Origin of the sequence: Actinoplanes sp. GCM10030250 (assembly GCF_042666575.1) — a bacterium.
GTDB lineage: Bacteria > Actinomycetota > Actinomycetes > Mycobacteriales > Micromonosporaceae > Actinoplanes.
Window position 1 is genome coordinate 99380 of record NZ_JBHTDO010000030.1, and the last position, 17426, is coordinate 116805.

Consider the following 17426-nt stretch of genomic DNA (forward strand, 5'->3'; position numbering starts at 1 on the left):
CGAGGTTCGCATCCGGAGGGCGACTTCCCTGGCGGGGCAGCTGACCTGCACTACCGGTTCGCCTTCAACGGCGCTGCGATCGCCCGGCTCACGATCGAACGCTGAGTAGGCTCGCCCTCACCGCCGCCCGGCTGATCAACTGAGGGGTATGACGATGAAGAGCACCGCTGATCTGTACGACGAGCACGGCGAGGCTCTCGGCTCGTGCGACACCCAGTTCCGGCAGTTCGGTGGCGCCGCCGTCTTCAGCGGTTCCGCTGTCACCGTGTCCTGCTTCGAGGACAACGCCCTGCTCAAGTCGGTGCTCAGCGAGCCGGGTGAGGGGCGCGTGCTCGTGGTTGACGGCGGCGGCTCCGTGCATCGCGCGCTGATGGGGGACATCATCGGCGGCCTAGCGGTGGACAACGGCTGGGCCGGGGTGATCATCAACGGGGCGGTCCGGGATGTAGCCGCGCTGCGGGAACTGCCGGTCGGCATCAAGGCGCTCGGTTCCAACCCCCGCAAGAGCGGCAAGACCGGCAGCGGCGAACGTGACGTCGTCCTTGAGTTCGGCGGCTGCCGATTCACGCCCGGCGCCCGGGTGGTCAGCGACGACGACGGCATCGTGGTCCTCGCACCCTGAGTGCAGCGTCCGCGCTGTGGCGTCCGCGCTGTGGCGGCGGCGCTGTGGCGGCGGCGCGGTGGCGGCGGCGCGGTGTGGGCAGCGGTGGCGGCAATGCAGCGGGGGCACCACAGCCGAAGACACCGGGAGGCGCGGTCTGATTGCCGGCGAGACTGACCCATGGGCCGGCGCCGAACTCGGTGCCGGCGTCGTCAGCCGCCCATCGTGGACAGGGTGAACGCGGCGAGGAAGCCGAGGAGGGTGATCAGGCCGATCGTGAGGTGGGCGTTCTCGAACGCCTCCGGAATCATGGTGTCCGCGACCATCGTCAGGATCGCTCCGGCGGCCAGGGCGGTGATTGCGGCCAGAGCGGTGGGGGCGGCGCCGGCCAGGAGGGTGTTGCCCGCGACGGCCGCCAGACCGCTGATGACGGCGATGCCACCCCATAGGCCGAAGACGTACGACCGTGGGCGCCCCGCCTGTCGCATACCGGCCGCGCTGGACAGTCCTTCCGGGACGTTGCTGATGAACACGGCGGCCACCGTTGCGGCACTCACCGCACCACCGCCGAGCAGGCTGGTGCCGATGACTACCGACTCCGGTATGCCGTCGAGGAGGGCGCCGAGTGCCAGCGCCGTACCGGAGCCGCCCTGCTGTTCCTCCGACGGCTGCCGGCCGCCGGAGCGCTTACGGTGTCGCGCGCCCCGGCGAGCCAGCACCACGTTGCACCCGGTGTAGAGCACCGCGCCGGTGATCGCACCGGCAGCGGTGGGCCAGAGTCCGGCCTGGTCGTACGCCTCGGAGATCAGCTCGAACGAGACCGCCGACAGCAGCACGCCCGCGCCGAACGCCATGATCGAGGCGACGACCTTTTGGGGGATTCTCACCAGATATCCGACGGCGGCGCCCACCAGCAGCGCTGAGCCGGCCAGCAGCCCCCACCCACCCGCTTGCAACCATTCCGGCACGGGCGCGTGGTTTCCCGCAGCGCCCGTACCGAAACCCGCCACCCGGCCGACGTCACCCGGCCGACGTCACCCGGCCGGCCTCACCCGAAGCCAGCCGGCGGCAGCCTCACCCGGCCGACGGCAACATCGGGCGGCCGGTGTCGCTGTCGGCCGTTGGTTGCGGGTCCACATGGCTCACCACCCGGCCGGGTGGGGGAATGGTCGCGACGATCCGGTCGCCTGTCCCGGCCTGGGGAAAGCTCAGGGGTACGAAACGAGTCATGCAGCGGTCTTCGGCATCCGGCCCGCCTCCGGCCAAGACAAACGCCGGAGCGCTCCCGTCCCGCAACCAAGCGCGACCCGTGCGGCGGAAACGGATCGCGCTGATCCGGGTCTTGGCGGAACGCCCCGGTCTCACGAGATTGACAGGATGTCGCGGCCAGGTCGTGCTTCGATGTTCTTGACCCTCACCCTTGTCGAGGGCGCACGCTTTCCCTGGCGTTACTCGGCGTCACCGCGGCGACGAACGAAGGGGAGCGGAAGATGTCGGACGACACCATGATCGCTATCGGCCAGGCTGTCGAACGGGGGAGGGCGGGGGATCAGGCTGGTGCCCGCCTGGCTCTTGCCGAACTGTGGGAGACGGTGGGCGATCACGGTGATGCGCTGCATCGGTGCAGCATCGCGCACTACCTGGCTGACCTGCAGGAATCCGTCGCCGATGAGCTGCTGTGGGACCAGCGGGCGCTCGGCGCCGTCACCGATCTCAGCGACGAGCGGGCGCAGCAATTCAACACCTCCCTTCAGGTACGGGCATTCCTGCCCTCCCTGCGCCTCAACCTGGCCGATGCCCACCGCCGGGCCGGTGACTTCGCCGAGGCCCGGCACCATCTGGCGGCGGCGGTTGAAGATCTTGATGCGCTGCCGCAGGACGACTACGGAGCGATGATCCGCGCGGGTGTCGACAAGGCGCGGGCGGCGCTCGAGGCGCGGTCGAAGGAGCCTTTGAAACCCTGAGGGGATCTGGGACGACGTGATCGCCCGCATGCCCGCGCTCCGCAGCTGTCGCCTGAACGCCCGGTTGTGGCGGAAAAATGACTGGACGCGGAGATGCCCAGGCTTGTAGCTTGCAGTTCGCCGTGACACTGCCCGAGGAGGTGAGACCCATGAACGCTGTTTCGATGTGGGTGCTCCCTCTGCCGGTCACGGCCGGGCGATTGATGTAGGTGTCGCCGGGAGCGCCTCGCCACCAAGGCACTCCCGAAAGGCAACACCTATGCATGCTGCGCAATCCAACACCGTTCCCGTTCCGTTCGATGTGATCATCGCCGGGTGCGGGCCGACCGGTGCGATGCTGGCCGCCGAGCTACGGCTGCACGATGTGCGGGTACTCGTCCTGGAGAAGGAAACCGAGCCCGTGTCGTACGTCCGCATCGTCGGTCTGCACATCCGCAGTATCGAGTTGATGGCCATGCGCGGGCTGCTGGACCGCATCGCCGCCCGCGCAAGGAAGCGCCCGGCGGCCGGCTTCTTCGCCGCGATCAACAAACCCGTGCCGGAGGGCCTGGATTCCGCGCACACCTATCTGCTGGGCATCCCGCAGCCGGTCATCGTCGACCTGCTCGAGGAACACGCGATCGCCCTGGGTGCGCAGGTCCGGCACGGTTGTGCGGTGGCCGGCCTCGAACAGGACGACGACGGTGTGACGGTCCGGCTGGCCGATGGGCAGTTTCTGCGTACCCGATATCTTGTCGGTTGTGACGGCGCGCGCAGCACGGTGCGCAAGTTGCTCGGTGTCGGCTTTCCCGGCGAGCCCTCGCGGAGCGAGACGCTGATGGGCGAGATGGCAGTGGGCGTGCCGCAGGAGGAGATCGCCGCCAAGGTGGCCGAGTTCGGCGAAACCAATCGGCGGTTCGACTTCCGGCCCGCGGGCGCCGGGGTCTATCGCGTCGTGGTCCCCGGCGCGGAAGTCAGCGATCGCGCCGAACCGCCCACCCTCAATGATTTCAAACAGCAGCTGTACGCCATCGCCGGCACCGATTTCGGCGTGCACTCGCCACGCTGGCTGTCCCGGTTCGGGGATGCCACGCGGGTGGCCGAACGGTATCGCGCCGGGCGGGTGCTGCTGGCCGGCGATGCGGCACACATCCATCCACCCATCGGCGGGCAGGGCCTCAACCTGGGTGTCCAGGACGCGGTCAACCTGGGCTGGAAACTGGCCGCGCAGGTCCGGGGCTGGGCGCCGGAAAATCTGCTGGACACGTACGAGGCCGAACGTCATCCGGTTGCCGAGGACGTGGTGGACAACACCCGTGCCCAGATGGAGTTGCTGTCCACCGAACCGGGCGCGCAGGCCGTGCGCAGGCTTCTCACCGAGCTGATGGACTTCAACGAGGTGAACCGCCATCTGCTGGAGAAGATCACCGCAATCGGCATCCGGTACGACTTCGGCGCGGGCCCCGACCTGCTCGGCCGCCGCCTGCGCGACATCGACGTGAAACAGGGCCGCCTCTACGATCTGCTGCATCGCGGCCGGGGCCTGCTGCTGGACCGTACGGAATGCCTGACGGTGGGCGGGTGGGCCGACCGGGTCGATCACCTTGCGGACTCCACCGTGGTTATCGATGCCCCGGGCGTCCTGCTGCGCCCGGACGGCCACGTCGCCTGGATCGGCGACGACCAGCAGGACCTGGACGCCCACCTCGCCCGCTGGTTCGGCGAACCCACCGGCTGATCCACCGCATGGGTGCCCGTCGGCAGGCTGCTTCGGGCACCATGTGGTCATGGTCGACACCGCCGCCCTCCTGGCCGTCTACGACGCGCAGATACGTATGCCGACCGGCGCCGTCCCGTCCGGTGTGACCCATGAGCACGACGGCCCACTCCTGCGGATCGTGGGCGAGCATGTGGGACGAATCCGGCCGCCGCGCGACGTCGGCGTCACCGGCGCCGAACTCGACCGCCTGATCGCTCGGCAGCGGGACTACTTCAAGGCCCGTGGCCAGGGCGTCGAGTGGAAGGTTCGGGCACACGACCTGCCCACCGACCTTCCCGAGCGGCTGATCGCGGCGGGCTTCGTACCGGAGAGTCCGTCGTCGGTGCTGGTCGGCTTCGCCGACGAGGTGGCCGCCGAGCCGGTCCTGCCCGACGGAGTCCTGCTGCGGCAGGTCAGCGAGGCGGAGGACCTGCGCCGTATCGCCGACCTTCAGACCGAGGTGTTCGGCGTCGACGTCTCCTGGGCCGCGGACCACCTTCTCGCCCACGTGTCGGCCGATCCCGGCCAGATCACCATCCTGGTCGCCGAAGCCGATGAGCGGGTCCTCTGCACCGCGTGGTCGATCTACAGCCCCGGTACCGACTTCGTCGCGTTCCTCGGCGGCGCGACGCTGCCGGACTGGCGGGGGCGCGGCCTCTACCGCGCCATGATCGCCGCCCGGGCCCGGGAGGCGGCCGCCCGTGGCTTCCGGCTGCTGCACGTCGACGCGTCGCCCCACAGTGCGCCCATCCTGCGCCGGTGCGGCTTCCACGAGATCACCACATCGAGGCACTACCAGTGGACGCCGCCGAATCAGCCGGATGCGCCAGTCACATGAACAGTCCTCTCATCGCCGCTGGGCGCCGGCATTCGCTGGGGTTGCGCGCCGACGGCACCGTGGTTGCGGCCGGCACCGGAACATCGGGGGAGTGCCGCGTCGAAGACTGGGCACAGGTGATCGCCGTGGCGGCCGGCAACGTGCACACGGCGCCGAACACCGGAAGGTCCCACAGCGTCGGCCTCCGCGCGGACGGCACGGTGATGGCCACGGGCTGGAACGGTGACGGGCAGGGTGACGTCGGGCATTGGCGCGACATCGCACTCGTCGCCGCGGGCTGGCGCCGCACCCTGGGGCTGGTCCGTGACGGCACAGTGCTGGCCGCGGGACGGCGCCGCGAGGGGGCATGCGACGTCGGCCAATGGCGGGAGGTTGTCGCGCTGGCCTGCGGCGACTGGCATTCGGTGGGCTCGCGAGCCGACGGCACCACGGTCGCTGTGGGCAACGATCGCCGCGGTCAGTGCGCGGTCGACTCCTGGCGTGACGTGGGCGCCGTCGCCGCCGGTTACCTTCACACGGTCGGTCTCACCAACGACGGACGCGTCCTCGCGGTCGGGGATCGATCGGCGGGCGCCGGTGAAGTCAGTGCATGGGGCGACGTCGTGGCGGTGGCGGCGGGGAGCTACCACACCGTCGGGGTCACCGGCGACGGCCGAGTCATGGCCGCGGGCAGCAACGAAGCCGGCCAGTGCGACGTGACCGGCTGGCGCGAGATCGTCGCGGTGGCGGCCGGTTCCACCCACACTCTCGGACTACGCGCGGACGGAACAGTCGTGGCCACCGGCAATAACGAGCACGGCCAATGCGACGTCACCGGCTGGAACGCGATCCGGTCGCCCGACTAGCCGGCTGCAGATCAACCTTGCGGCTGACCTGGAACCTTGGCTCGGCCTCTGGCTTTGCCAGAAGGTTCCGGCGAGGAAGCCGGTGGCGGCAACGGCGAGGGCGCGGGCCGCTCCAAAGCTGCGATTGCCGGCAGCAGTTGGACCTCGGACTCCGGACCTGCCAGCTTGGCTCTGCTGATGGACTCCAGGTCTACCGTCATCTGTTGCTCCTTGCCCGTGCCCAGGTCCTTGGCGGATACGCGCACGATGCCGTTCGCGTCGATGTCGAAGGAGACCTCGATCTGCGGGACGCCCCGCGGGGCGGGCGCGATGCCGCTCAGTTCGAAACTGCCGAGCAGCTTGTTGTACGACGCCATCTCGCGCTCACCCTGGTAAACCCGGATCACCATGGAGGGTTGGTTGTCGTCCGCCGTGGTGAAGCCCTCGGAGCGGTGCGCCGGGATGGTGGTGTTGCGCTCCACCAGCTTGTGCATGATGCCGCCCTTGGTCTCGACGCCCAGCGACAACGAGATCACATCGAGCAGGAGCTTTTCCTGAATGACACCGGACATGATCGCCGCCTGCACTGCGGCGCCGGAGGCGACACCCTCCGGAATGATCGCTCGGCTCGGCTCGCGCCCGCCACCCAGCTGGCGGGCCAGGTCGACGATCGCCGGCATCCGGGTGGCGCCACCGACAAGGACAACGTGGTCAATCGTGCCGGCCCGGTAGTCGTCCTTGGCAGCCTTCTCAAAGATCCGACGGCAGCGTCCCACGAGGTCTTTTGTCATTTCCTCAAATTCGGACCGCGTCAGGGTGACATTCAAATGCAGTGGGCCGTCTGGTCCTGAGGTCAGATACGGAAGTCGGATCACCGCGGTGCTCATTGCCGACAATTCGATCTTCGCTGTCTCGGCGGCCTCACGCAATCGCTGCCTCGCCGCACGATCAGCCTCAAGATCGATGCGGTATTCCTCCCGGAACTGCTTGATCAAACGGGATATTATACGTTCGTCCCAATCGTTGCCACCGAGACGCGGATCGCCCCTGGTGGCGAGAACCTCCAACACGTTCTTGCCGAGTTCGAGAATGGAGACGTCGCAGGTGCCGCCTCCAAGATCGAAGACCCCGATCGTCTCGTCCTCGTCGATCCTGTCGAGCCCGTAGGAGACCGCTGCCGCCGTGGGTTCATTCATGATTCGTACCAGCGGCAGTTCGGCCATCGCGGCCGCCTGAGCCAGAGCGGCACGATGCGCGTGATTGAAATACGCCGGGACGGTCACGATCGCGCCGGCGATCCGCCCCCCGAGGTACTCCTCGGCGTCGACCCGCAGCTTGCGCAGGATCATCGAGGCGATCTGTTCGGCGGAGTAGGTCACCCCGTACGCGTCGAATCTCCAGTCCGTTCCGAGGTTGAGCTTCACCGCGTGGACGGTGGAATCAGGATGGAGAACAGCTTGCCGCTCAGCTGCGTCACCCACGAGTGTGCCGCCATCCGGCGTGAACGCGACGCACGACGGCGTCGACCGGTGGCCCTCGTGATTGGGCACGATCCGCACATCGGTGTCGACGTACGCCGCCATCACCGAGTTGGTGGTGCCGAAGTCGATGCCCAAAGTGAACTTCTTCGCCGGATCGGCGCGATGTCCGCTCGATCTCTGCGCGGGTGCGGGAATCAGGTCGGCCAGCCCGCGCTCTGTCAGCAGGGTCCGCGCGGACTCCGCGACCTCGACGTCGGCATCCGAGGCCAGGAGAAGGGTCAGATCCAGCGCGGTCGTCCTGGTGCTTTCCCGAACACTGCTGAGTCGTCTGCCGATCTCGTGCAGCGCCCCGATCCGCTGCCATGCATGGGGGCTCGACACAGCGGCCTGGACCTCCGCCGGTACGCCCGGCTCCGCCGGCGGAGGCGCACGATGGACCGGATTGCGGGCCAGAATGAGCGAGCCTTCGACCCGGTCGAAGGAACATGTCGGCGTCTGGGACCGCACCTTCCGCCGCACTTCGTCATGCACGTGGTCGTACAGCTCCTGAACGCTGATCAGGCCGTCGCCGTCGATGTCGGCCGCACCGCTTCGAAGACCTTCAATGACCGCTTGGGTGAAGACGCTCGGCTCGGCATCCTTGCGGCTGTAAGCCTCTTTCTCGTGGCTGTACTGCAGAGCTGTGGAGGCCGTTATCACGATGCGGCCGCGGCCGTCGAGCTCGGTCAACTCGACCTTGTCCTCGGCACTGCGGGTCCGCAGGCCGCTTGCGAATGCTCCGCTGTAACAGCAGTCCAGCATGACCACGATCTTGCGGGAAAGACTGTCGCTGATCTGCTCGCCGACGAAGGACGCCGGGATGGCCGAGCTGAAGTAAGCGAGCTTGGAGTTGGTGGCGATGAAGTGCAATCGACCCTTCGGGTCCTTCCGGCCGTGCGAAGAAATGTGCAGAAGGAGCATGTCGTCGCGGCCGGCGCTGCTGAAATGGTCCTCGATCGCCAGTCTGATCTCGTCCGTTCGCCCGTTCAGGATGACCTGCACTGCGAACTCGCCGATCAGCGGGTCGGCCAGAACCTCACGGAGCCCACTCGCGTCCGCCCCCGCACCCGGCAGCTCGGGGAACCGCGAATCCTCATACGTCTCGTTCGCGATGATCAGAGCACGTTTGGCCGCCACTTAACGTCCGAACGCCCGCTCGATGAAGGCGTCCACAATCTTGTCCTGCTGCTCGGGGGAGGCGTTGTCCAGGATCAGGACGTCGGAACCGACCGTGACCTCGACGCGCCCTCGCCGGCGATCGGACACCCACTGCCGCAATCCACCAAGCACGGCGCTGATCACCTCTGGACTTGACGCCAGTGCCACCACGATGGCGCCCACTTCGAGTGCCTCCGTGGCCCTGGTGCCCGGTGGCGCGACTGCGCCGGCGGGTCGTTTCATCGTGTCGATGGGCAGCTCGGCCAACACCTCGCCGAGGGCGATCGTCGCCTCTTCGGTGTCTTCGTCGTCAATGCCAGTCACGGCTATCCGGAGGGCGGCACGGTCGGTCATCGGCACAAAATAGCAGCGGCTTCGAGATGCCTAATTGATCAGTCAGCAAGACGACTGGCCGTCCGTCGCGCTGAGATGATGAGGCTGTTCACCAGCGCACCCCCGCACCGGCTACCGATTGAGCCTTTTTTCAACGTGGCGAGGGCCTCGGCCGCCGGCGCCGGCGCCGGCCCGGCAGCTTCAGGCCCGATGCCAGGTTGAAAATTGCTCATCGTTCACCGCTGGCCGGCGCCGACCAGTCGCTGGAGGTCGCTGGAGAGGGTGGACAGGTGGGCGGCGGTCTGTTTGGTCTGCAGGGCGCTGTGCTCGGTCTCCTGGGTGACCCGGGCGGTGTCGGAGGCCGCCATGTTGACCTGCTCGACGGCTGTGGTCTGCTGCTTGGTCGTCAGTTCGATCTCGCGGGTCGCGTCGGTGGTGGTGGACACCAGGTGGGCGATGCGGCGGAAGGAGTTCGTGGCGTCGTCGAATTGGTGTACGCCGGCGTCGACGGCCCGGGCGCCGATCTCGGTGGCCATGACGGTGGTGTTCACGGCGGAGCGGATGTCCTCGATCAGGGCGCGGATCTCCCTGGCCGACCCGGCGGTACGGTCGGCGAGCTTGCGGATCTCCTCGGCCACCACCGCGAACCGGCGGCCCCACTCGCCGGCGCCGCTGGCCTCGATCGTCGCGTTGATGGCCAGGATGTTCGTTTGTTCGGCAAGTTCGCTGACCAGGTCGACGACCCCGCCGATCTGCTGTGACTTCTCGCCCAGCGAGAGCATGTGCTGCACGATCTGATCAACCTGGGTCCGGATCGCGGCGATCGACTGCCGGGTCTGGTCGATCGTCGCGTCGCCGTTCTGGGCGGCGTCCGCGGTCTCCTCGGCGATCTTCGCGACCCGCTGGGCGCTGTCGGCGATCTGCCGCGAGGTGATCAGCAGTTCGCTGATTGTCGTGGTGATCTCGTTGATGGCGCCGGCCTGGTCGCGGCCGCCGGTGGCCTGCTGGGTGGCCGCCGCCTCCAGCTGCGCCGACGAGCTCTGGATGTGCCCGATGGCCGAGCCGACCTGGCGCCGCAGCCGCCGGTTGAGCCGCAGCGCGATCACGCCGGCCGAGACGATGGACAGCAGACCCAGTCCGCAGACGACGGCGATGGCCTGCACGGACTGCCGCGACGCCGCCTTGTTGGCCTTCGCCGCGTCGGCCTGCACCCGGGAGATGAGGTCGGCGATGGCCTGTTGCAGAGCGCGCCGGGCCGGGCCGACCTCGGTCGCGTTGAGTTGCGAGATGTTCTGCAGGTTCGTGATCGTCTTGCGCCGCTGCAGCGTGGGTTCGAGGACGGCGGCGTACGCGGTCTCGGCCTGGGCGACCTTGTCGAGCATGGCGAGCCGGCCGGGATCGGTGAACACGTCGCGCAGATTGCTGATCTTGCTGAGGAAGAGCTCCCGGTTGCTGGTGACGGCGGCCAGGTTGGTCTCCGCTCCGGTGAGCAGGTAGGCCCGGTAGTCACCGATGCGCTGTTCGGCGATCGTGCTCAGCTGCTGGGTGTCGAACAGTTCGCGGCTCGTCGAGGCGATGACGTCGTCCTTGCTGTTCGTCACCGTTGTCAACGCGCCCGCGGACGCCGCACCCATGAGCACGGTCAGGCCGACGGTCAGCACGAAGCCGCCGACGAGCTTGCTGCTGAAGGTGCTCCCGGACTTCATCACTGCTACTCCCCAGCGTTTTGTCATACCGGCTGCCGTTCGTGCCTGCTGGTCCTTTTCGAGAGCTAAACCTCGTCGGGATCAGCATCCCGGAGACGCGGGTCCGCCGTGGCGGATTGGGGGCAGTGACGGCGCTCCATACGGTTCGCGATTTCGTCATCCAACTGTCATGTGACAGCGGATCAGCCGCGGCACGGTGGGGTAAGGCTGAGATCAGTTGAGCGTCCCGGATCAGCGATCGTTCGAGCGGGGGAGACCTCCGATGACACTTTTCGCCCTTGAGGACCGCCCGTGACCGCCCTCTCCGTCGCCGGTGGCGCGGGCGTTCACCTGATCTGTGACGACTGCGGCCTGATGGCGGCCGCCGGTGGCTGCGGCCTGCAGGACACCAACGTCGTCTATGTCGCCGCGTCCGCGATCGGCTGGACCGGACCGGCGTTCGCCCGCGGCCCGCACCGATGCCCGTCCTGCGCCACCGTTCCGTCGCCGCGCCGGCACCCGGAATCCGCCACGGCGGGCGGTGAGTCCGCCGCGGCGGACGGTGAGGTGTCGCTCGAGGTCCGCGCCTCGGTGGCGCTGGTCCGCGTGTCGGGCAACCTCGGCGAGGAGACCGCCGCGCACCTTCAGGCGGTGCTGGAACGCGCGGTCGCGGCACGACGGGCGGTCGTTGTCGACCTCACGATGGCCGGCCGGGTCGATCAGGCCGGGCTGAGGCCTTTGGTACGGGCTGGGAGCGCTGCCCGTCACCGTGGCGGTGAGGTGCTTCTCGCCGCTCCGCCGAGGCTGTTGCGCGGTGCCCTGCGCCTGATGGGCCTGCACCGGTCCCTGCGGGTGTTCGGCAGCGTTCAGCAGGCGATCACCGCGGCCGGCGCCTGGCCGGTGGCCCAGCGAAGGCGAGACATCGCGTAACCAAGCAGCCGCAGCGGGACATCGCATAACCAAGCAGCCGCGATGAGCCGGTCTGATGATCCGCCGCGGTGAAGAGCCGCCACGGTGAGAGGGCAGATCAGGCCGGCGGTGCCGCCGAGGTGCGCCGGGTGACAAGGCTGGGGGAGAGCTTCACCTGAACGGCGGCCCGATCGGTGTCGGCGATGCGGTCGAGCAGCAGCCGGGCGGCGTTCGCGCCGATCTGATGCCCGGCCTGGTCGACAGTGGTCAGGGAGATCGGGCCGAACGCCGCGAACGTGGTGTTGTCGTAACCCGCGACGGAGATGTCGCCCGGCACGGACAGGCCGGCTTCGGTGAGGGCGTCCAGCACCCCCATGGCCACGATGTCCGCGCCGGCGAAGATGGCCGTCGGCCGGACCGGCCGCTCCAGCAGCTGTTTCGCGCCGAGATAGCCACCCTGCTGGGTGTAGGTGGTGGAGGCGATGTCGATGTGCCCGGCGAGGCCGTGTTGGTGCATCGCGTGGCGGTACCCGTCGGCGCGGACGGCGTTGGGCATCTCGGTGAGGCGTACCGGATCGGTTTCCAGGTGTTCGATATGGGCGATGTGGCGGTGACCGAGCGCGGCGAAGTGCGCCACGATCAGGCCGGCACCGGTGAAGTCGTCGTCGGCGACGGTGTCGTAGGCGGGTGAGTTGCCGTGCCGGCCGACGACGACGGTCGGCACCGTGTGGGCGATGCGCTCGAGGCGCTGCCGGGAGCTGAGCGGGGCGATGAGGATGACGCCGTCCATGTTGCGGTCGATCATCGCGTCGGTGACGTGGGCCTCGGCGGGCTCGTCGTTGCAGGCGGAGGCGATCAGCACCTGGTAGTCGGTGCCGCCGAGCTGAGCGTTGACGCCGTCGAGGATGTCGGCGAAGAACGGGTTGCGCAGGTCGGGCAGCATCACACCGATGGTGTAGGTCTGGCCGCGCAGCCCGCGCGCGGACGCCGAGGGACGGTATCCGAGTTCGTCGATCGCGGCGCGTACCTTGGTCTGCATCTCCGGACTGGCGCCGTAGGCGTTGCGCAGCACCTTGGACACGGCGGTGGTCGAGACCCCCGCGTGCCTGGCCACGTCGACGATGGTGACCCGGCGCGTCGGCGCTGAACCTCTCGGCATGCGAACTCCTTGACCTGGGGAACGTTACCCAGTCTAAGGACCCCACCGGCTTGTGATCAAGGCATGCGGCTGGCTGCGGTGATCCAGATCGCCTCTTGACGCTCGTTGGCATCTGCTCTTAGTGTCGGCGAAACATCTTGGAAAACGTTACCCACATCTCACATCGCCATCCCGATGCCGCTGTGGGTCGCGGCCCCTCACCGTTCGCATCTTCGCTGCCGGCACTGCTGGCCCTGCGCTATGAAACGATTCAACGAAGTGGGTTCCCCCGTGACACTCGACGTGAAAGAGCGGCTCTCGCCACCGGTGGCGGCCGCACCGAGGCGCCGGCAGTACGGTGCGCCACCCTGGTGGTTCGTCGTCCCCGCGCTGCTCTTGTTCGCCTTCGTCGTGCTGGTGCCCAGCGCGCGGGGCGTGTACTACGCCTTCACCGACTGGGACGGACTCGACCCCGCGTTCGCGTTCATCGGCCTGGACAACTTCGCCGCCATGGCCGACGACCCGGATGCCCTTCAGGCCGTCTGGCACACGCTGCTCATCGCGGTCGCGATCACCGTCATCCAGAACGGCATCGGCCTGCTGCTCGCCCTCGGCGTCAATTCGGTGATCAAGAGCCGGAACTTCCTGCGGGTGCTGCTGTTCGCCCCCGCGGTGGTCACGCCGATCGTCACCGCCTATCTGTGGCGCAACCTGCTCGGTCCGGACGGCGCCGTGAACAGCCTGTTCAGCGCCGTCGGGCTGGACTCCTGGCGGCAGGACTGGCTCGGTGACCCGGACCTGGCGCTGTGGATGGTCGTCCTGGTCGTGGTCTGGCAGTTCGCCGGCTACTCCATGGTCATCTTCCTGGCCGGACTGCAAGCGGTGCCCCGTGAGATCTACGAGGCCGCCGCCATCGACGGCAGCGGGCCGTTCCGCCGCTTCTGGTCGATCGTCCGGCCGCTGCTCGCCCCCGCGATCACGATCAACCTGATGCTGTCGATCATCGGCGGGATCAAGCTGTTCGACCAGGTGTACGCGCTGACCGGCGGCGGCCCCGGCCACGCGACCGACACCATCTCGACGCTCATCTACAAGGACGCCTTCACGCTCGGCGAGTTCGGCTACAGCATCGCCCTCGCCGTCGTCCTGACAGTCATCGTCGCGATCGCCTCCGCCGGCCAGTACGCCGTGCTGTCCCGCAACGAGAGGGCGGCGTCATGAGAGGCAACGAGGGCGGCGTCATGAACGGCAACGAGAGGGCGGCGTCATGAACCGCTACACCAAGCGCACCTTCCTGCTGGAAATGCTGATGATCGCGGTCGCCATCGTCTTCGCGTTCCCGGTGTACGTACTGATCAACCTGGCGATCCGGGCACCGTCCGACTCGTCGTCGCCGATCGCCCCGACCAGTTCCCCGACGTTCGACAACTTCACCCAGGCCTGGCAGGAGGCCGGCCTCGGCGGCGCCCTGATCAACAGCGTCGTGGTCACCGCGGTCAGCGTGCTGATCGTGCTCACGGTCTCGTCGCTCGCCGCCTACCCCCTGGCCCGGTCGACCGCGCACTGGTCCCGCGGCACCTTCCTGCTCATCATGCTCGGGCTGATCCTGCCGTTCCAGCTGGCCGCGCTGCCGCTCTACCAGACGGTCCGCGACCTGGGCCTGCTCGGCTCGGTCTGGTCACTGGTGCTGTTCTACGCCGGACTCCAGGTGCCGTTCACGACGTTCCTCTACGTCGGGTTCCTGCGAGCGCTGCCCCGCGACTTCGAGGACGCCGCCGCGATCGACGGCTGCACCCCGCTGAACACCTTCCGCTACGTCGTCCTGCCGATGCTCAAGCCGATCACGGTGACCGCGCTGGTGCTCAACACGGTGAGCATCTGGAACGACTTCTTCACCCCGCTGCTCTACCTCAGCGGCAGCGACCAGCAGACCATGCCGGTCGCGGTGGCCGGGTTCGTCGGCCAGTTCGTCTCCGACTGGAACCTGATCTTCGCCGCCCTGCTGATCAGCATCGTGCCCGTTCTCGCGGTCTACCTCTCGCTGCAGCGCAGCATCATCAACGGATTCGCCGGAGGGCTGAAGGGATGACCCCCTACGACCTGCAGACCGAACAGCGCACCGAGCCACTCGGTCTCGGCGAACCGCAGCCGCGGCTGTCGTGGAAGCTGGACAGTGAGCGGCGCGGCGCGGCACAGAGCGCCTACCGCATCACCGCCACCCTGGACGGCGAGCAGATCTGGGACACCGGCCGCCGGGAGTCCGGCGAGACGCTGCTGATCGGCTGGGAGGGCCCGGCCCTGCGGTCGGCGACCCGCTACCAGTGGTGCGTCGAGGTCTGGGACGAGGCCGGCGAGAAGACACAGGCGGAGACCTGGTTCGAGACCGGTCTGCTGAACCGCGACGAGTGGACCGGTGTGTGGATCGGCCGGGACCCGGTACGGCTCCCGCCGGTCGACCCGCCCACCGACGAGTACCTCACCACCCCGCAGCCGGAGGAGGCCCCGCTCTACCTGCGGCACGAGTTCGAGCTGCCCTGCGAGGTGGTGCGGGCCCGGCTGTACGCCACCGCCCGCGGCGTCTACGAGGCGGAGCTCAACGGCACCCGCGTCGGCGACGTGGAGCTGGCCCCGGGCTGGACCGAGTACCACCGGCGGATCCAGTACCAGACCTACGACGTCACCGAGCAGCTGCGAGCGGGCGGCAACGTCCTCGGCGCGACCGTCGCCGACGGCTGGTGGAGCGGCTACGTCGGTTTCGACGCCCGCCGGCCCGCCCGGCACTACGGCGAGGCACCGCAGTTCCTGGCACAGCTGGTGGCCGACCTCGCCGACGGATCACAGCGGGTGATCACCACCGGGGACGGCTGGACCGAGCACGACGGTCCGATCCGCTCCGCCGACCTGATGATGGGCGAGTACGTCGACGCCCGCCTCGACGCTCCCGCCGAGCACCGCCCGGTCGTGGTGCTCGACACCGAACCCGGGCCGCTGGTCGCCGAGCCGGACGTCCCGATCCGGGTCACCGCTGACCTGCCCGCGGTCGCCGTCACCGCGCACGGCCCCGATCGGTATCTCGTGGACTTCGGGCAGAACCTGGTCGGCCGGGTCCGCCTCCGGATCCGTGGTGCCTCGCGAGGGCAGCGGGTCGTGCTGCGCCACGCCGAGGTGCTCACCGGGGAGGGTGAGCTCTACACCGAGAACCTTCGCCGGGCGGCGGCGGTTGACACGTACATCTGCTCGGGTCTTGATCTTGAATGGTTCGAACCGCGATTCACCTTCCACGGCTTCCGCTATGTGGAGATCTCCGGTTGCCCGGGAGGGCTGACCGAGGGCGACGTGACGGCCCGGGTGCTGCACAACGACCTGCCGTGGACCGGCCGGTTCGAGTGCTCGGACCCGATGGTCAACCAGCTGCACACCAACATCCGCTGGGGTCAGCGCGGCAACTTCGTCGGCGTGCCGACCGACTGCCCGCAGCGTGACGAGCGGCTCGGATGGCTCGCCGACGCGCAGGTGTTCGCGCCGACGGCGACCCGCAACGCCGACGTCTCCGCGTTCTTCGCCCGCTGGCTGCACGACGTCATGGACGGCCAGAACGACGACGGCGCGTTCCGCGACGTCGCGCCGATCATCGCCTTCGAACGCGAGGGCGCCCCGGCCTGGGGCGACGCCGGCGTGATCATCCCGTGGCTGATGTGGCGCGCCTACGGCGACCGTCGTGTCCTCGAGCGGTCCTTCGACGCGATGGTGGCCTGGATCGAGCACATCCGCCGGCACAACCCGGACCTGCTCTGGCAGCACCGCACCGGTAACTCGTACGGTGACTGGCTGCAGGTCGACGCGGAGACGCCGCGTGACGTCCTCGCCACCGCCTACTTCGCGCGCAGTACCGAGATCGTCGCGGACGCGGCCGGCGTGCTGGGCCGCACCGGCGAAGCCGCGTCTCTGAGAGAACTGCACGCCGCGATCAAGGATGCCTTCGCCGACGCCTACGTCGGTGACGACGGCAGCGTCAAGGGCGGCACCCAGACGGCCTACCTGCTCGCGCTCGGCTTCGGCCTGCTCCCGGCCGGCCTGGTCGATGCGGCCGCCGGGCACCTGGCGGCCGACGTCGAGAGCCGCGGCAACCGGCTGACCACCGGGTTCGTCGGCGTGCCGCTGCTCTGCCCGGTCCTGTCCGAGCACGGCCGCAGCGATCTGGCCTACGCGCTGCTGCACCAGGACGAGTACCCGTCCTGGGGTTACTCGATCCGGCAGGGCGCCACCACCATCTGGGAGCGGTGGGACGGCTGGACCGAGCAGCACGGGTTCCAGTCCGCCGCGATGAACTCGTTCAACCACTACAGCCTCGGCAGCGTCGGCGACTGGCTCTACGGCCGGGTGGCCGGCATCGACCAGACCGCTGACTCGGTCGCCTACTCCAAGCTGCTGCTGCGCCCGACCCCCGATCCGACCGGCCGGCTCACCTGGGCCCGCGCCGAGCAGCAGACCGCACGCGGGCTCGCCGCCTGCGGCTGGTCCACCGAAGACGGCCGGCTGACCGTGACCGCCACGGTGCCGCCGGGATGCACCGCCCTGCTGGAGGTACCCGCCGGTGTTCGCGAGAGCGACGCCATCGGGGTTCTCCGGGCCGAACCGTCCGCCGCCGGGGTCACCCTGCGGCTGGCGTCCGGCAGTTACACCTTCACCGCCTCCGCCTGATCCCTCCCTCCTCAGGA

At 68.7% G+C, this 17426-nt stretch carries 15 protein-coding genes; 9 read left to right on the forward strand and 6 right to left on the reverse strand.

The annotated features are described in order from the left end of the window. Positions 1-148: 148 nt before the first annotated feature. A complete protein-coding gene (gene rraA, locus ACFQV6_RS31805) occupies positions 149-622 on the forward strand; it encodes a ribonuclease E activity regulator RraA (RefSeq protein ID WP_378031330.1) in 474 nt (157 codons plus the stop codon). Between the two features lie 191 nt (positions 623-813). Here the strand turns inward: rraA and ACFQV6_RS31810 are convergent, their stop codons facing one another. Both ACFQV6_RS31810 and ACFQV6_RS31815 read right to left on the reverse strand, forming a co-directional pair. After that, entirely contained in the window at positions 814-1488 is a 675-nt protein-coding gene (locus tag ACFQV6_RS31810) for a ZIP family metal transporter (RefSeq protein ID WP_378031331.1), read from the reverse strand. Between the two features lie 187 nt (positions 1489-1675). Further along, entirely contained in the window at positions 1676-1831 is a 156-nt protein-coding gene (locus tag ACFQV6_RS31815) for a hypothetical protein (protein ID WP_378031332.1), read from the reverse strand. Positions 1832-2091: 260 nt separating this feature from the next. On the opposite strand from ACFQV6_RS31815, the gene ACFQV6_RS31820 reads away from it, so the two are divergent. The 4 genes from ACFQV6_RS31820 (at position 2092) to ACFQV6_RS31835 (ending at position 5986) form a co-directional block, all read left to right on the forward strand. Further along, positions 2092-2565 carry a hypothetical protein gene (locus ACFQV6_RS31820; protein ID WP_378031333.1) on the forward strand — a complete coding sequence of 158 codons (474 nt, stop codon included), beginning with the start codon at positions 2092-2094 and terminating at the stop codon, positions 2563-2565. A gap of 259 nt (positions 2566-2824) precedes the next feature. Continuing rightward, the gene (rox, locus tag ACFQV6_RS31825) at positions 2825-4282 is read left to right on the forward strand and encodes a rifampin monooxygenase (RefSeq protein WP_378031334.1); all 1458 of its coding nucleotides are present in this window, start codon (positions 2825-2827) and stop codon (positions 4280-4282) included. Between the two features lie 49 nt (positions 4283-4331). Next, on the forward strand, positions 4332-5141 hold the full coding sequence (locus tag ACFQV6_RS31830) for a GNAT family N-acetyltransferase (RefSeq protein WP_378031335.1): 810 nt from the start codon (positions 4332-4334) through the stop codon (positions 5139-5141). After that, positions 5138-5986 (forward strand): RCC1 domain-containing protein, encoded by an 849-nt coding sequence (locus ACFQV6_RS31835; RefSeq protein WP_378031336.1) that lies wholly within the window; start codon positions 5138-5140, stop codon positions 5984-5986. Before ACFQV6_RS31830 ends, ACFQV6_RS31835 begins: the two co-directional genes overlap by 4 nt. 11 nt (positions 5987-5997) lie before the next feature. On the opposite strand, the gene ACFQV6_RS31840 is transcribed toward ACFQV6_RS31835, so the two are convergent. The 3 genes from ACFQV6_RS31840 to ACFQV6_RS31850 all read right to left on the reverse strand — a co-directional run bounded on the left by ACFQV6_RS31840 (position 5998) and on the right by ACFQV6_RS31850 (position 10682). Continuing rightward, a complete protein-coding gene (locus tag ACFQV6_RS31840) occupies positions 5998-8622 on the reverse strand; it encodes an Hsp70 family protein (RefSeq protein WP_378031337.1) in 2625 nt (874 codons plus the stop codon). Beyond that, positions 8623-8997, reverse strand: coding sequence for a hypothetical protein (locus tag ACFQV6_RS31845; RefSeq protein WP_378031338.1), 375 nt, complete (start codon positions 8995-8997; stop codon positions 8623-8625). A 215-nt stretch (positions 8998-9212) separates the two neighbouring features. Further along, positions 9213-10682 carry a methyl-accepting chemotaxis protein gene (locus tag ACFQV6_RS31850; protein ID WP_378031339.1) on the reverse strand — a complete coding sequence of 490 codons (1470 nt, stop codon included), beginning with the start codon at positions 10680-10682 and terminating at the stop codon, positions 9213-9215. 291 nt (positions 10683-10973) lie between these two features. Here ACFQV6_RS31850 and ACFQV6_RS31855 point away from each other — a divergent pair, with 291 nt between their 5' ends. Continuing rightward, positions 10974-11591: an STAS domain-containing protein gene (locus ACFQV6_RS31855; RefSeq protein ID WP_378031340.1), complete on the forward strand. Its 618-nt coding sequence runs from the start codon at positions 10974-10976 to the stop codon at positions 11589-11591. A 97-nt stretch (positions 11592-11688) separates the two neighbouring features. Here ACFQV6_RS31855 and ACFQV6_RS31860 read toward each other — a convergent pair whose 3' ends face one another. Next, positions 11689-12729, reverse strand: coding sequence for a LacI family DNA-binding transcriptional regulator (locus ACFQV6_RS31860; RefSeq protein WP_378031341.1), 1041 nt, complete (start codon positions 12727-12729; stop codon positions 11689-11691). A 270-nt stretch (positions 12730-12999) separates the two neighbouring features. On the opposite strand from ACFQV6_RS31860, the gene ACFQV6_RS31865 reads away from it, so the two are divergent. From ACFQV6_RS31865 to ACFQV6_RS31875, 3 genes are read left to right on the forward strand one after another with little or no spacing between them, the layout of a single operon-like run. Beyond that, positions 13000-13929, forward strand: a complete 930-nt coding sequence (locus ACFQV6_RS31865) for a carbohydrate ABC transporter permease (RefSeq protein ID WP_378031342.1) — start codon at positions 13000-13002, stop codon at positions 13927-13929. Between the two features lie 46 nt (positions 13930-13975). Beyond that, positions 13976-14797 carry a carbohydrate ABC transporter permease gene (locus ACFQV6_RS31870; protein WP_378031343.1) on the forward strand — a complete coding sequence of 274 codons (822 nt, stop codon included), beginning with the start codon at positions 13976-13978 and terminating at the stop codon, positions 14795-14797. Next, the gene (locus ACFQV6_RS31875; RefSeq protein ID WP_378031344.1) at positions 14794-17409 is read left to right on the forward strand and encodes a family 78 glycoside hydrolase catalytic domain; all 2616 of its coding nucleotides are present in this window, start codon (positions 14794-14796) and stop codon (positions 17407-17409) included. Before ACFQV6_RS31870 ends, ACFQV6_RS31875 begins: the two co-directional genes overlap by 4 nt. Positions 17410-17426 lie beyond the last annotated feature (17 nt).